This window comes from Actinosynnema sp. NPDC037264 (genome assembly GCF_055603705.1).
On sequence record NZ_JBVJVK010000040.1, the window covers coordinates 64567 to 78709 of the forward strand.

Consider the following 14143-nt stretch of genomic DNA (forward strand, 5'->3'; position numbering starts at 1 on the left):
ACCCCCGCTGAGCCGAACGGAGTAATGACGCCACGCGACCGTGCCTAGACGCCCGGTTGCGGCTGCTGCATCGCCGCCGCGGCCACTTCGACCAGGCTCCCGTCGGCCAACAGGTCACGCACGGAGGCGGCCAGGAAGTAGCCCGTTCCGCCCCCGACCTGCCCGAACCACGGCACCGCGATGCCCTTGAGGGCGGGCACGGGCTTCTGCACCCGGTACACGTGGTAGCGACGGTTCAGCCAATCCGGTGGCAACGATCGGTGGCCGAACATGGTCCCGGCGGTGTAGACGAGGTTGCCCAGCTCCGCGCCGAACCGGTCGAGCTCGGCCCCGACCGGGATGACCACGTTCTCGCGGTCGCGGAACAGCGACAGCGGCGGCTCGTCGGGCATGGGCTGGATGTCCGCGACCGGCAGCACCAGGGCGCCGGTGTCCGCCGCCGCGCGCGTGCGGTCCAGGTCGGCCCGCCACAGCAGCTCGGCCAGCAGCACCTTCGCCGCGTCCACGGCGTGCTCGTACACGCGCGGCCGACCGTGCGGTCCGCGGCTCGCGTCCCAGAACTGGACCTGCCAGCCGGACCGGCCCGGCGCCGGCTCGATGACGAACGCGTCGGGCTTCGGCTCGAGGATCCCGTACTCCGACTCGTCGACCCCGAAGTGGTCCAGCCGCTCCTTGAGGTGGTCGAGCGCGCGCCGGTCGACCTCGGTGATCACGCGCGGCTCGTGCTCGGGCAGCGGCGCGCCCTCGGCCTGCCCGGTGGCGACGGCGACGGCCGCCTGCTCGGCCTCGGCGGCGACCGGCGGCACGGTGTAGCCGTTGTCCCGGATGTGCTGCACGAGCTGCGGCACCGGCGGCACGTGGTGGTTGCGCAGGTAGTACGCCACCCCGCCGGGCCACACCCACGTGCCGTCGGTGTGGAAGGACAGCGGCACGGACGGCGTGGCTTCCGGCTTGAGCGCGTCGGGGCCGTAGGAGCGCGCGGCCAGCACGGCGGGCGCGCGCTCCAGGTAGGCCAGCACGTCGTCCAGCTCCTGCGGGTGCACGGCCGGCCGGTCGTGCACCGTCGGGTCGGGCCCGTCGAACAGCGGCGCGGCGATCACGGTGCTCCGGGCCGGGCCGAGGCCCGCGCGTTCGCGGAGCCAGGCCGGGATCGCGTCGTCGTCGCGCGGGTAGAGCTCCAGCTCTTCGGCGTAGTGCCGCTCGGGAGGCGGCTGGGTCCAGTCCGGCTCGGCGTCCCGGTCGAACTCGGCGGAGTACGTGTCGGGGTGCACGAGGTGGAGCTTGAGCGTGAACCACGTGCCGTGGCCCGGTCGCGCCATGCCGTCGCGCAGCTGCACGAAGAACGGCAGCGCCTCCGGCGGCAGCTCCCAGTCGAACGACGAGCCGTACATGGTCAGCCCGGAGACCTGCGTCTCCACGTAGCGGCCCGTCATCCGGAAGTCGACGAACAGCTGCTCCCAGTCGCCGGGCAGGCGCTGCACCAGCAGGGTGGTGACGGAGCCGAGGATCGCGTTCTGGTCCTCGACGTCCAGCTGCGGTGCGGTCATGCGTTCTGCTCCTCGGTACTTGCTTCCTCCGGGCGGGTTCCGCCCTGGTGAGCGTCCTCGCTCGCCTCGGCCAGCTTGGCGCGCAGCCAGTCGGGGATGAAGGCCTCGTCGCGGGGGAAGGCCTGGAGGTCACGGGCGAAGTCCGCGGCGGGCACCTCCGGGGTGAACCGCGGGTCGTGGTCGAAGTTGTAGGTGATGTCGATGTGGACCGGCGCGTTCACCACGCACCGGGCGGAGAACCACGTGCCGCGGCCCGGCTGGTACAGCACCTGCCGCATCTCCTGGAACGCGGCGTGCAGCCCTTCCGGCGGCATCACCTCGGGGGTGGTGCGGTCGGGCATGTAGACCTTCAGCGTCGCGTCCTGGACGGCCACGGTCATCCGCACCAGCAGGTCGATCCGCCGGAAGCCGTCCGGAGCAGCGTCCAGCAGCATGCCGCCGATGTGCTGGAGCAGCTCGTCGTGGCGCTGCTCAGAACCCGGCCGGCCAGAGGGCTGCGTTGTGCTCATTCGGGTAGCTCCTGACGTAGATCTCGGTCGTGCCGTCGGCGAGCGTCACACGCCACCGCGTCTGGTAGGTGTGGGGGTGGCGTTGCAGCGGGTCGCGCAGGGCGAACGTGTCGATCATCTCGACCGTACCGCCGGACTTCAGGAACTTCGCGCGGTCCCGCTCCATCCGGTGCCACGTCTCGGCGGTGGCGAACGCCGGCCGCCCGTTGCCCTGGTTCTGGTCGCGCTGCTGGCTCGACTGGTTCGCCGCCTCGCCGGGGCCGCCGGTCTCGTTGCCCTGGTGGTGCCCGCCGTCGGACAGCTTCTTGCCGTCCGCGTCGACCTCGCCGTGACTGCCGACGTCGGTCTGGGCGCTGCCGTCGCGCCGGATCGCGCCGCCGGACCTCAGGTCGGGCCGGCCGGTCGTCGCGACCGTCTCGCCGTCGCGGTTCGTGCGACCGCGCCACGCGTCGTTGTCGGCGACCAGCACCGCGTTGGGCAGCGGGTTGTTCAGGTCCGGGCTGAACGGCCGGAACGTGTGCACGTGCGAGGCCGCGCCGTCCGGGCCGGTCTGGAACGTGCCGTAGCCCTGCTTCTTGTGGTCGTCGAGCACGAACCGGGTGTCCGGCGGCAGGTCGGCGCGGCCGGCGAACGGGTCGGCGTTGGAGAACGGCCTGGTCACGGCGGCGCGCTGCTCGGGCGTCCAGCCGCTGGTGTCGCCGCTGACGACGTTCACCGAGTAGACGTAGCCGTCGTCGGTCTTGGTCCGCCGCATGGCCAGCTCGACCTCGCCGTTGGCGGGCGCCGGCCAGCTCTGGGTCGGGTGCTGGGCCTTGCCCAGGCCGTAGAAGCCGTCGGAGGTGACCTCGGCGTGCGACGGCGCCCGGGTGATCTCGGTGTTGACCCGGCTGCGCTGGCCCGAGTGGGTGTCCTCGAAGACCACGTGGCCGGACTCGTCGGTGAGGAACCGGCCGCGGTGCTGGCCGTGCTCGTCGGTGACGAGGTACTCGGTGCTGGGGTCGTGCACCTGGCCGGGCCGGCTGAACGGCTCGCCCTGCCCGAGGTCGGTGACCGGGGCCTGCCTGGTCGTGGTCGGCTCGGTGCGCTCGACCGCGTGCTGCGGGTGGCCCTCGACGTTGGTGGTGAACTCCTGGTGCAGGGGTCCGCGGTCGATGTTGTAGTTCGTGCCCTGAGAGGTGTGCTGGACCTCGGGGTTGCGGACGTCGGTGGACAGGTAGTCCGGCGCGGCCACCCACCTCGGCTTGCCGTCCGCGTCGGTCTGCACCGTGCCGCGGTAGGTGCCCTCGGTGTCGTGGACCTCCATCCGCGTGTTCGGCGGGAGGTCGGTGCGCGCGGTGAACGCCTCGTCCGGTCTGGGCGCGAGCGGGTGGTCGCGGTCGATCGCCTGCCGGCCGTTGGCTGGCTCGGGGATCGGCTCGATGATCACCGCGCGGTCGATCGTGACGGACCGGTCGCCGATCTTGATCGTGTCGTGGGTGGTCTGGCGGGTGCCGTCGGCGTTGGCCACGAACACGTCGTGCCGGTGGCCGACCTCGACGCGGTAGTGGGCGTTCGGCGCGGGGTGGCGGACCTCGGGGTTGTCGCCGTGGCGGGTGTTCGGCGCGATGGCGTCGACGTGGACGTTGCCGTCGGCGTCCACGTGCACGACGGTGCGGACGTTGCCGTCCTCGCCCTGGACCGTGATCCGGGTGTCGCGCGGCAGGTCCTGGCCGGTGTGGAAGAACGACTGGTCGTCGCGCAGCCGGACGTGCTGCTCGTTGGCGGTCTCGGGCGCCGTCCACGGCTGCTGGACCTGCGGCTCGATGTCGAGGCGGCCGCGGTGCTCCTGGCCGTCGGTGGCGAGGTCGCCCCTGGGCTCGTGGCCGGGCGGCATGCCGTGCTCGCCGGTCGGCGCGTGCGTGCCGTCGGGCTCGAACGCGTGCCAGCCGCCGTCGGGCGGGAGCTTCGGGCCGGTGCCCGACTCGTTCGGCGTGCTGGCGTAGACGTTGCCGTCGCGGTCGGACCAGGCCAGGGTGTCCGGCGCGATGACCCGCTGGCCGGTCTCGCGGGCGACGTGCGCGGCCAGGCTGTTCTCGCCGCCCGCGCCCGCGTCGCAGCCGACGAACACGATCGGCCGGTCGGCGAGGTCGGGGTGGTTGTTGATCAGCTCGACCAGCTCGGCGCGGGTGTAGTGCGTGTCGCCGATGCGGACGCCGTCGCCGTCGGTGTGGATGTCGAGGACGACGTGGTCGTCGTTGGCCGGGATGCGGCTCGACAGGTCGCGCAGGCGGTCCTCGGTGTGCAGCGCGACGCCCGAGTCGGTGACCTGGCTGTTGCGGATCGCCTGGTCGACGCGCTGGGACACCTCGCCGATCGGGATCGGTCCCTGGTGCGCGACCGGGCCGAGGTCGGGGTTCGGGGTGAGGGTCGCGGGCGGGTCGGCCGGGGTGTAGCCGTCGAACGCGCCGTTCCGCGCGTCGGCGACGGTGACCGGGTCGGGCGTGCGGACGTTGCCGTCCTGGTCGAACGTGCCGAAGTCGGGCGGCAGCACGCGACCGTCGGCGGGCGGCACGTCGACCTCGTGCAGGACGCCCAGGTCGATCAGGCGCTGGACGCTCATCTTGCCCGTGGCCGGGTCGGCGAGGGCCGCGTCGAGGACGGGTTGGAGCTGGCGCGCGCCGCCGTTCTGGTCGAAGGCGGGTGCGACCGGGGCCAGCTCGACGGTGAGCGGGGCGTCCAGGACGTAGACGTGGTAGCCCTTGCCGAGGCTGTCCGGCATGATCGCGCGCTCGCCGAACCCGTAGGCCTGGCCGTCCGGGCGCAGCGGGGAGAGGAAGTCGCCGTTGGGGCTGCCGAACCGGTCGAGGACGGTGCCGGCGGGCAGTTCCACGACGACCCGCGGGCCGTCCGCGCCCTGGTTCGGCGGCCAGTCGATGCTGCCGTCGGGCTTGGAGTGGGCGTCGCGGAACGACTGGTAGTCGCCGTACGGGCCGTAGGGCTGGTAGGTCGGCTCGATGAGGGCGGCGGCGCGTTGGTCGTACGTGCCGACGGACTGGTCCGTGGGGCCGGTGCTCTCGTGGACGGGGACGTAGGGGCCGTCGTGGGAGAAGCCGGGGACGACGCCTGCGGGCTGGCCCCAGACGTTCTTCTGGGGGAACGGATCCGCGGCGGTGCCGGTATCCGCGCCGGTATCCGCGCCGGTCGTGTCGGTCTTCGCGTCGGTGTCGGTGCCGGTGCCGGTGTCGGTCTCGGCGGGCCACTCGTGGCTGGACGCCGGGGTGTGCTCGTCGCCGGGTTCGCCGACCAGGTCGTTCGGCGTCTCGGTGCTTTCGGTGTCGGGGGTGCTGTCGGTGTCCGGCGTGCTGTCGGTGGGGTCGGGCGACATGCTGTCCGGCGGCGTGCTGTCGACCGGGGCGCTGTCCGGCTTGGGCCCGTCCGTGGAGGGCGTGGGGCCGTCGGTGGCCGGGGTCGGGCCGCTGGTCGGCGGCGTCGGGCCGTCCGTGCCGCGAGCGGCGGGAGCGGGGCCGTCGGTGCGGTGCGGAGCCGTCGGCGGCTGGGAGGTAGCAGGCTGGGAGGTAGCAGGCGGGGCGGTAGCCGGCTGGGCCGAACGTGCCGCCGGCTCCGGCCCGCGCGTCGGCGCGGAAGCGTCCGGCCGGACCGGTGCTCCGGGTTGCGGACCAGCGGGCGCGGGTCCGCCGGGCTGCGGGCCGAACCCACCAGGCTGCGGACCGAACCCACCGGGCTGCGGCGCGGGCGCGGACGTCTGCGGCGGAGCGGTGGACGCGGGCCCGCGCTGCTCGGGCAACGCCCCGGGACCGGTCGCGGGCAACGGCTGAACCGGCATCCCGGTCAAGGAACTGGCACTGACGGAGTCGTGCCCGCGCCCGTTCTGATCCCGGCCGGAAGGCGAGCCGGACGACGCGGGAGGAGCGGGAGGTGCGGAAGGATCGGCCACGAAGCCACTGGCCGCGGGCGCGGCAGCCCCACGCCCACCACCGGGCGCACCGCCGGCCGGAGGCGCGACACCGCCGGCCGCACCCGCCATCGGCGCACCAGCCGCCGGAGCCCCAGTCGCCGGAGCCCCAGTCGCCGGAGCCCCAGTCCCGGCCCCCGCGGCGGGAGCTGCCCCACCGGCCGCCGGACCACCACTGCCGCCCACCACCGGCGCGGAACCGGCAGGCGCGGAACCCGAAGGCGCAGAACCCGAAGGTGCGGATCCAGGCGTCGGCCCACCAGGCATCGACCCACCGGACACCGACCCACCAGGCGTAGATCCACCGGGCATCGACCCGCCGAGCGGCATCCCACCCGCGATCACACCGCCGGCAACAGCCCCGCCGGCCAGTGCCCCACCAACAGGCGCACCACCCGGGACCGGACCACCAGCAGCCGGACCACCAGCAACCCCGCCACCGGGCACCGACCCACCAGGCAGTGCGCCACCGGGCGTCGCCCCACCGGGAACCGCTCCAGGCGTCGGCCCACCCGGCACAGAGCCACCAGGCGTCGATCCACCCGGCGTGGCACCGCCGGGCAAAGCACCGCCAGGCACAGCTCCGCCAGGAACCGGCCCACCAGCGGTCGAGCCGCCGGGAGTGGACCCACCGGGCACCGGGCCGCCCGGCGTCCCACCCGGCGTCGACCCGCCGGGCAGCGAGCCGCCAGGGACAGGCCCGCCGGCCGTCGCACCGGCCGGCGTCTGCCCACCAAGAGACGAACCACCGAGCGCCGAACCACCAGGCGTGCCACCGCCCGGCACACCGCTACCCGGCGCACCAACCCCCGGCATCCCCGCACCAGGCGTCGGACCGCCGTGACCCTGCCCGCCGGGAGTCGTCCCACCGAACGGAGAACCACCCGGCACAGACCCACCCGCGGCGGGCACACCGGGCATCGCCCCACCCGGCCGGAGACCAGGCGCGGCGGACGCGCTGTGAGGCGTCGCGGCAGGAGCGGCGGTAGCGGCGGGAGCAGCGCTCAACCCGCTCGGCGGACCGCCGGCCGTGCCCGGCGCGAACGCCGGACCACCAGGCATCCCACCGGGCATCCGGGCAGGGGCAGCACCCGGCGTCGAACCAGGAGCCGAACCGGGAGCCGAACCGGGAGCAGGACCGCCGGGCGCGCTGCTCGGGGCCGGTCCACCGGGAGCCGTCCCGAGCCGACTGCCGATCGACGGCCCCGTCCCACCACCACCGGGTGACGTCGGCACCGACGCGCCGCTGCGCCCACCGGACGTCCCGGGACCGTTGAAGGCCGACGGCGCCGGAGCACCACCAGGCGAAGACCCGGCGGACTCACCACCGACCGAAGGCGGCGCGCTGACCCTCGGCCCGGGCGCGGGCGGTGCGGCCACGGACGAAGCCGCGGTCGTCCCGGCGGGCGGCCGGTTCAAGCCGTCACGGTTCACCGGCGGCCCACTCGGCGAACCTCCGGGCACCCCACCGGGCACACCACCAGGCACGCCACCGGGAACGCCGCCCGGCGTCGGCCCGAGGTTCGGCGGCCCGCCGTCCGGCCCGCCGGCGTTCACCCGCGGCGGCTCGACGGAGATCCCGTCCTTGGCGCCGCCGATCCCACCGGACACCGCACCGGCCGACGCGCCCATCAGCACGTCCCGCGCCGAGATGTCCTGCCCCATCACGGCCGCCGTGCCCACCGTGGACACCGCACCCTCGACCGCACCGCGCGTCGCGCCGACCGCCACCTGCCCGGCCAGCCCGCCGCCCTCGAACTTCAGCCCGCCCGACACCCCGCCGACCAGCCCGGACACCGCGCCCGAGACCGCCGCCTCGGTGGTCTTGCCCCAGTCCCACGACTCGCGGTCGCCGCGCGCCACCTGAATCGCCTGGATGGCCGCGTCGATGCCGACCGAGATCGCGACCTCCTTGAGGATCGCGATGATCAACTGCCGGAACGTGAACTGCACGATCAACCGGGTCGCCTGCTGCGCGATCGGGATGCCCGCCGTCGTCGCGCCGAACGTGCCGAACGCCGCGGCGATCAGCGCGGCGATCTCGATCGCCAGCGCGATCAGCGACGCGATGATCGACAGCTTGGTGTACTCCACCTCCAGCGCGGTGTTGTCGCAGCTGTCCGCCAGCTGCTCGCAGATCTTCTGCAGCTTCGGCAGGTAGGAGTCGTCGCCCGCGGAGAACTTCTTCCAGTACTCCTCGAACGCCTTGACGGCCTCGCCGGTCTGGCTCGCGTACACGGTGGACGCCGCGCCGTTGCCCTCGTCGATGACCGACTTCACGCCTTGCGCGGCCGTGCGGTAGGCGTCGGCCATCCGCCGAAGCGCCGTCTCGTCACCCTCCGGCCAGCTCTGCCCGACCACGATCGGGAAGAGCCAGGTGACCTCGCCCGGGATCTCGATGCCCACCGCAGTGCCCCTCAGTAAGTCCGGGAGATCCCGGTCGCGTTGCCCTGGTCGGAACCCTCGTAGGCATCGGCGGTCTGCTCCACGCCGGTGCGGATGTCGGCAAGGGCCGTGGCGAGGTTGCCGAAGGCCTCCAACGTCGCCTGCGAATTCGGCACGTACTCCTTGGCGAACGCCTGCCCGGACTCGTCGCCGCCCCAGCACTGGCCCTCGGCCTGCAACGCCGAGCTCAACGCCTGCAGCACGCCGCCCAGCGAATCACCCGCCGCACCGAACTGACCCGCGCCTCGGCGCAGGCCGGACACGCTGACGTCGAACCCGCTCACCAGCCACTCCTGTCCATGATGGTGTCGCCGTCGTCATCGTCGGACCGCGGCGCGGGACGACGCGGCTGCGTCGACGGCTGCGGCACGACGGGCGGCTGGGGGATGAGGTCGGCCAGGGACGGCACGCCGGGCAGCATCTCCGACAGGTCGATGCTCGGGCCTGCCTGCGCGGGCGCGAGCACCTCGTTCAGCTCGGTCCTGGCCTTGGCCACGGCCTGCTGCACGGTCTCGGCGGTGAGCCGGGCCAGCTTGTCGGGCGTGGTGCGCTCGAACGCGTTGGCGGAGAACTCCAGGGACGTCAACGCGCCGGCGGAGTCGACGGTGGCGCGCACGGAGCCGTCCTTGGACACCGCGGTCGCCGTGATCGCCATGGCCTGCGCCTGCGTCTCGCGCAGCTCGTCGGTCTTCTTCCGCAGCTCGGCCAGGAGGGAGTCGACCTGCTCGCGCATGGCCGCGTTCCGCGCCTCCAACTCGGCGCGTCGTCCTGTCGGATCGGTCACAGCGGTCCCCTCGTGAGCGCTCTCCAGAGGTGCTGACGCTAACCGAGGCCCACGGGTTCCCGCGGATATTCGGCGGTGGGTTGTCGGTGCGTGCGGGCAGAGTGTCACCGTGCTCCGTCCGTACCGGGAACTCGCCGCGATACCCCACTTGCCGTGGCTGCTGCTGTGGTCGATGGTCGGCCGCATCCACCTGCCGGGCACGCCGCTGGCGGTGTCGTTCCTGATAGCTGGGTGGACGGGGTCGTACGCGCTGGCCGGTGTGGTCGGCGGCGCGTTGACGCTGGGCATGGGTGTGGCGGGCCCGCTGCGGGGCCGTGCCGCGGACCGGAGCCCGGCCGGGCGGCTGCTGCTGGTCACTTCGGCCGGCTACGGCGTCGGCATCGCGGTGCTCGGCGTGCTGCCCGCCGTCACGCCCGGCGGGGCGTGGCCGTTGGCGGTGGTGGTGGCGTTCCTGACCGGGCTGTCCACGCCGCCGGTGACGGCGATGAGCCGGGCGAGCTTCCCCCGGCTGGCGACGGGACCCGCGCAGTCGGCGGTGTTCACCGTCGAGGCGTCCATGCAGGAGGTCATGTACATCGTCGGTCCCGCGCTGGCGGCGACCGTGGTGGCGGTGTGGAACGCGCAGGTCGCGCTGTGGCTGTGCGGCGCGCTGGCGGTGCTCGGCGCGCTCGGCTTCGGCGGCGCGCTGCGACGGGCCGGGCTGGACCGCCCGGTGGCGCGTGAGGCCGCACCCGGTGGGCGGACGCTGCTGCGCGACGGTTCGCTGGCGTTGGCGCTGCTGACGACGCTGTTCCTGGTGGCGTCGCTCGTGACGATCGACATGGTGATCATCGCGTGGGCACGTGACCTGGGCAGACCCGCGATGGCCGGTGTGCTGACGGCGGTGTGGGGCGTCGGGTCGGTCCTCGGCGGGCTGATCGCGGGCGGGCTCGTCGGGCAGGCCAGGTTCACGCGGCGGATGCTGGTGATGGCGCTGGGCATCGCACCGCTGGTGCTGGTGCTGCCACCGGTGCTCGACCCGTCGTCGGTGTGGTTGATCGGTGCGGTGCTGGGGGTGGGGGGCATGGCGATCGCGCCCGCCATCGCGGCCAACAACCAGCGGATCAGCGGGCTCGCGCCGGACGAGCGCAAGGCCGAGGCGTTCGGCTGGATGGGCACGTTCACCACGGCGGGCTCGGCGTTGGCGCTGCCGGTGGCCGGGTCGCTGCTGGACCACTTCGGGCCGGCCGCGGCGGCCGGTGCGAGCACGGTGGCGGCGTTGGTCGGCGCGTTCCTGGCGAGCCGGGTGCGCGAGCGGGAGGCAGTGCGGGTTGGGTGACCGGGTTCGGCTGGTCGGTGCGCTGCTCGCGTTCGTCGGCGGGGCGTTCCTGGCTGTTCAGGGGCGGTTGAACGGCGAGCTGGGGCACGTGTTCGGCGACGGGTTCCTGGCCGCGCTGGTGTCGTTCGGCGGCGGGTTCGCGCTGTTGCTGCTCGCCGTGCCGACGACGGCGGCGGGGCGGGCCGGGCTCGGCCGGCTGTGGTCGTCGCTGCGGGACGGGCGGATCCGCTGGTGGCAGTGCGTCGGCGGCGCGTGCGGGGCGTTCTTCGTGTCCACGCAGGGGTTGACGGTCGCGGCGCTCGGCGTGGCGGTGTTCACGGTGGCGGCGGTGGGCTCGCAGGCGGTGAGCAGCCTGCTGGTGGACCGGGCGGGCATCGGTCCGGCCGGGCGGGTGGCGTTGACCTGGCCGCGGGTGGCCGGTGCGGCGTTGGCGGTGGTGGCGGTCGCGGTGGCCGTGTCGGACGAGGCCGGTGACCCGTCGGCGTTGTGGCTGGCGCTGCTGCCCGCGCTGGGCGGGTTCGGGCTCGGCTGGCAGCAGGCGGTGAACGGGCTGGTGCGCGAGGCGGCGCAGAGCACGCGCGTGACCACCCTGATCAACTTCGGCACCGGGACGGCGGTGCTGCTCGTCGTGTGCGCGGTCGACGTGGCGGTGCGCGGGCTGCCCACGGCCGCGCCGAGCGAGCCGTGGTTCTACGCGGGCGGGGCGCTCGGGGTCTGCACCATCGGCTCGGCCGTGCTGGCCGTGCGGTGGCTCGGCGTGCTGCTGGTCGGGCTGTGCCAGGTCGCCGGGCAGCTCGTCGGCGCGCTCGCGGTGGACGTCGTGGCTCCCGCCGCAGGTGAGCACGTGTCCGTGCTCGCGCTGGTCGGCACGGCGTTGACGCTGCTGGCCGTGGTGGTCGCCGCGTTGCCCGGCCGGCGGTGATGAGAGGATGAGGCACGTGACTGCGACGATCCTCAACGGCAGGGCCACCCGGGACGCGATCTTCGAAGACCTGCGCGCGCGGGTCGGCGCGTTGCGCGAGCGGGGGGTGACGCCGGGGCTGGCCACCGTGCTGGTCGGTGACGACCCGGGCTCGCACTCGTACGTGCGGGGCAAGCACCTGGCGTGCGAGAAGGTCGGCATCACGTCGATCCGCCGCGACCTGCCCGCGGACACCACGCAGGCGCAGCTGGAAGAGGTCATCGACGAGCTGAACGCCGACCCGGCGTGCACCGCGTACATCGTGCAGCTGCCGCTGCCCAAGCACCTCGACCCGAACCCGATCCTGGAGCGCATCGACCCGCGCAAGGACGGCGACGGCCTGCACCCCGTCAACCTGGGCAAGCTGGTGCTCGGTGACGAGGCCCCGCTGCCCGCCACCCCGCGCGGCGTGGTCGAGCTGCTGCGGCGGTACGACGTGCCGCTGTCGGGCGCGAACGTCACCGTCGTCGGTCGCGGTGTGACGGTCGGGCGTCCGATCGGGCTGCTGCTGACCAGGCGTTCGGAGAACGCCACCGTGACGTTGTGCCACACCGGCACCAAGGACCTGGCCGCCGAGGTGCGGCGGGCGGACATCGTCGTCGCGGGCGCGGGCAGCCCCGGTCTGATCACCGCGGACATGGTGAAGCCCGGCGCGGCCGTGGTCGACGTCGGCATCACGCGCACCGAGGCGGGGTTGGTGGGCGACGTTCACCCGTCCGTGGCCGAGGTGGCGGGTTTCCTGGCGCCGATCCCGGGTGGCGCGGGTCCGATGACCATTGCGATGCTGCTGACCAACACGGTCGAGGCAGCCGAGCGCACGGCCTGAGGCGGGAAGCGGTGGAGTTGTTGCCGGAGCAGCGCTGGCGGTCCGCGGCGGGCAAGCACCTGCCGTTCGCGCTGGTGCTGGTGGTGGTGGGGCTCGGTCTCGTGCGGATCGTCCAGTACCACTGGCGGCAGGGCGCGGTGCTGATCGGCGTCGCGCTGCTGGTCGCCGCGCTGCTGCGAGTCCTGGTGACGGACGAGCAGGCCGGGCTGATCGCGATCCGGGGGCGCAGCGTGGACGCGCTGCTGTACTCGGGGCTGGGCTTTGCGGTGATCTTCGTGGCGATGACCATCATCGGTGGTCCGCTGGATCGGTGACCTGGGCCGGGCGGGCTTGGTCAGGTTCGTTCGGTTCGTTCGGCTGGGTTCGTTCGGTTCGTTCGGCTGGGTTCGTCGGTCAGGTTCGGTCGACCAGTGCTGTGATCAGCTCGGTCATCTCCTCTGGCGGAAGCACGTCGGGCAGGGTCAGGTGCTCCACCATCAGGCCGCTCATCGCCAGGTAGAGCGAGACGACGGTGGTGCGGTCGCCGGGTAGGCCCGCGTCCAGGTGGAAGCGGACGTTCTGCTCCAGGTTCTCGCTGATCGTCCTGGTCAGCGCGGCCTGGAGCTCGGGGCGCCTGGTGGCTTCGAGTCTCAGTTCCAGCAGGGCCAGGTAGCCCGTGCGGTCGACTTGGAGCCGTTCCAGCAGTTCTTGCAGCAGGCGCACCACGAGGCTCTTGTCCGGTGGCGCGTCCATCGTCCTGGCCAGCCTCTGCGCGTCCGGTGTCAGCCGGACGTGGATGTGCTCGCCGACCTGTCGCAGCAAGTCGTCGCGGCTGGTGAAGTAGTTCGACGCGGTGCCGTTGGGCACCCCCGCCTCCTGGTCGACGGCACGGAACGTCAGCCCTCGCGCGCCCTCGCGCGCCAGCACCTCGATCGCCGCGTCGACCAGCGCCATTCGCCTGTTCGGGTTGCGCACCACGGTTCCTCCTTGACAACTACTCCGGGCATAGTACTACAGTCGGAGCACTACGGGTGGAGTGGTTGTCGCTGCGTCCGTGCCGAGCCCGTGAACCAGGAACCCCGGAACCAGGAACCCAGGAGGAATCCACCATGCGAACCCTGACCTACTTCGTCGCGACCTCGCTCGACGGCTTCATCGCGGACCCGAAGGGTGGTTTCGGCGACTTCCTGTTCGAAGGCGACCACATGACCGCCCTGGTCGAGGAGTACCCCGACACGCTGCCCGCGCAGGCTCGCGAGGCCATGGGCATCGACGTGCCCAACCAGCACTTCGACACGATCCTCATGGGTCGCGCCACCTATCAAGTGCCAGGAGGACTACCGAGTCCCTACCCACACCTGCGCCAGTACGTGGTGTCGTCACGGCTGAGCACGACGCCCGAGGACGTGCAGGTGGTGACGGATCCGCTGGCCAAGGTGCGTGAACTGAAGGAAGAGTCGGACGGTCTGGGCATCTGGCTGTGCGGAGGAGGCAGGTTGGCCGCCGGCCTGCTGCCCGAGATCGACGAACTGGTGCTCAAAATTCACCCGATTGTACTGGGTAAGGGCATCCCCCTGTTTGCGGGCGAGTTCCCCACTGCGCGATTCGCCAAGGCGTCGACCAGAGTTTTCGACTCGGGGGTGGTGTTTGCTTCGTATGCCAAGGTGGATGGCGTCTGAGCTGCGATTGAGGTTCCGGTTCAGTTTTCAGTTTGATGCCCGGCTTGGGTTCGGCTCGATTTGACATGGGGCCCTTACGGGCACCCCAGGCAGGCCAAAGCCGGGCAGGCCTGGCGGGAAAAGCGTCCGCCAGGCCTGCCCGG

At 73.0% G+C, this 14143-nt stretch carries 14 protein-coding genes and 1 pseudogene; 7 read left to right on the forward strand and 8 right to left on the reverse strand.

Going from position 1 to position 14143, the window contains the following annotated elements:
• Window positions 1-44: 44 nt before the first annotated feature.
• The 3 genes from ACZ7GX_RS31985 to ACZ7GX_RS31995 are packed head-to-tail and all read right to left on the reverse strand — an operon-like array spanning window position 45 to window position 5420.
• Window positions 45-1547, reverse strand: a complete 1503-nt coding sequence (locus ACZ7GX_RS31985; protein WP_498782079.1) for a TNT domain-containing protein — start codon at window positions 1545-1547, stop codon at window positions 45-47.
• Window positions 1544-2056, reverse strand: coding sequence for a hypothetical protein (locus tag ACZ7GX_RS31990; protein ID WP_498782081.1), 513 nt, complete (start codon window positions 2054-2056; stop codon window positions 1544-1546). Before ACZ7GX_RS31990 ends, ACZ7GX_RS31985 begins: the two co-directional genes overlap by 4 nt.
• The gene (locus tag ACZ7GX_RS31995; protein ID WP_498782100.1) at window positions 2019-5420 is read right to left on the reverse strand and encodes a glycohydrolase toxin TNT-related protein; all 3402 of its coding nucleotides are present in this window, start codon (window positions 5418-5420) and stop codon (window positions 2019-2021) included. Before ACZ7GX_RS31995 ends, ACZ7GX_RS31990 begins: the two co-directional genes overlap by 38 nt.
• On the opposite strand from ACZ7GX_RS31995, the gene ACZ7GX_RS32000 reads away from it, so the two are divergent.
• Window positions 5386-5871, forward strand: coding sequence for a hypothetical protein (locus tag ACZ7GX_RS32000; RefSeq protein WP_498782103.1), 486 nt, complete (start codon window positions 5386-5388; stop codon window positions 5869-5871). The genes ACZ7GX_RS31995 and ACZ7GX_RS32000 overlap by 35 nt on opposite strands.
• A 478-nt stretch (window positions 5872-6349) precedes the next feature.
• Here ACZ7GX_RS32000 and ACZ7GX_RS32005 read toward each other — a convergent pair whose 3' ends face one another.
• A complete protein-coding gene (locus ACZ7GX_RS32005) occupies window positions 6350-6550 on the reverse strand; it encodes a hypothetical protein (protein WP_498782105.1) in 201 nt (66 codons plus the stop codon).
• Between the two features lie 488 nt (window positions 6551-7038).
• On the opposite strand from ACZ7GX_RS32005, the gene ACZ7GX_RS32010 reads away from it, so the two are divergent.
• Window positions 7039-7875: a hypothetical protein gene (locus tag ACZ7GX_RS32010; protein WP_498782107.1), complete on the forward strand. Its 837-nt coding sequence runs from the start codon at window positions 7039-7041 to the stop codon at window positions 7873-7875.
• A 149-nt stretch (window positions 7876-8024) separates the two neighbouring features.
• Here the strand turns inward: ACZ7GX_RS32010 and ACZ7GX_RS32015 are convergent.
• The 3 genes and pseudogenes from ACZ7GX_RS32015 to ACZ7GX_RS32025 all read right to left on the reverse strand — a co-directional run.
• Window positions 8025-8414 (reverse strand): annotated as a pseudogene (locus tag ACZ7GX_RS32015) (WXG100-like domain-containing protein); the annotation flags it as partial.
• A gap of 11 nt (window positions 8415-8425) precedes the next feature.
• The gene (locus tag ACZ7GX_RS32020; RefSeq protein WP_230572357.1) at window positions 8426-8737 is read right to left on the reverse strand and encodes a WXG100 family type VII secretion target; all 312 of its coding nucleotides are present in this window, start codon (window positions 8735-8737) and stop codon (window positions 8426-8428) included.
• Window positions 8734-9237 (reverse strand): YbaB/EbfC family nucleoid-associated protein, encoded by a 504-nt coding sequence (locus ACZ7GX_RS32025; protein WP_498782084.1) that lies wholly within the window; start codon window positions 9235-9237, stop codon window positions 8734-8736. Before ACZ7GX_RS32025 ends, ACZ7GX_RS32020 begins: the two co-directional genes overlap by 4 nt.
• A gap of 109 nt (window positions 9238-9346) precedes the next feature.
• Here ACZ7GX_RS32025 and ACZ7GX_RS32030 point away from each other — a divergent pair, with 109 nt between their 5' ends.
• The 4 genes from ACZ7GX_RS32030 to ACZ7GX_RS32045 are packed head-to-tail and all read left to right on the forward strand — an operon-like array spanning window position 9347 to window position 12656.
• On the forward strand, window positions 9347-10555 hold the full coding sequence (locus ACZ7GX_RS32030; protein WP_498782086.1) for an MFS transporter: 1209 nt from the start codon (window positions 9347-9349) through the stop codon (window positions 10553-10555).
• Window positions 10548-11477 carry a DMT family transporter gene (locus tag ACZ7GX_RS32035; protein WP_498782088.1) on the forward strand — a complete coding sequence of 310 codons (930 nt, stop codon included), beginning with the start codon at window positions 10548-10550 and terminating at the stop codon, window positions 11475-11477. Before ACZ7GX_RS32030 ends, ACZ7GX_RS32035 begins: the two co-directional genes overlap by 8 nt.
• Before the next feature lie 16 nt (window positions 11478-11493).
• Window positions 11494-12342: a bifunctional methylenetetrahydrofolate dehydrogenase/methenyltetrahydrofolate cyclohydrolase gene (locus tag ACZ7GX_RS32040; RefSeq protein ID WP_053721596.1), complete on the forward strand. Its 849-nt coding sequence runs from the start codon at window positions 11494-11496 to the stop codon at window positions 12340-12342.
• 20 nt (window positions 12343-12362) lie between these two features.
• Window positions 12363-12656, forward strand: a complete 294-nt coding sequence (locus tag ACZ7GX_RS32045; RefSeq protein WP_230572409.1) for a DUF3017 domain-containing protein — start codon at window positions 12363-12365, stop codon at window positions 12654-12656.
• Between the two features lie 79 nt (window positions 12657-12735).
• Here ACZ7GX_RS32045 and ACZ7GX_RS32050 read toward each other — a convergent pair whose 3' ends face one another.
• On the reverse strand, window positions 12736-13299 hold the full coding sequence (locus ACZ7GX_RS32050) for a TetR/AcrR family transcriptional regulator (RefSeq protein ID WP_498782090.1): 564 nt from the start codon (window positions 13297-13299) through the stop codon (window positions 12736-12738).
• Window positions 13300-13430: 131 nt separating this feature from the next.
• Here ACZ7GX_RS32050 and ACZ7GX_RS32055 point away from each other — a divergent pair, with 131 nt between their 5' ends.
• Window positions 13431-14000, forward strand: coding sequence for a dihydrofolate reductase family protein (locus ACZ7GX_RS32055; RefSeq protein ID WP_498782092.1), 570 nt, complete (start codon window positions 13431-13433; stop codon window positions 13998-14000).
• The last annotated feature ends 143 nt before the right edge of the window (window positions 14001-14143 follow it).

Coding starts and splice junctions, on each gene's coding strand:
- ACZ7GX_RS31990 (WP_498782081.1), bottom strand. CDS start 2,056: ATGAGCACAACGCAGCCCTCTGGCCGGCCGGGTTCTGAGCAGCGCCAC.
- ACZ7GX_RS32055 (WP_498782092.1), top strand. CDS start 13,431: ATGCGAACCCTGACCTACTTCGTCGCGACCTCGCTCGACGGCTTCATC.
- ACZ7GX_RS31995 (WP_498782100.1), bottom strand. CDS start 5,420: ATGTCGCCCGACCCCACCGACAGCACGCCGGACACCGACAGCACCCCC.
- ACZ7GX_RS31985 (WP_498782079.1), bottom strand. CDS start 1,547: ATGACCGCACCGCAGCTGGACGTCGAGGACCAGAACGCGATCCTCGGC.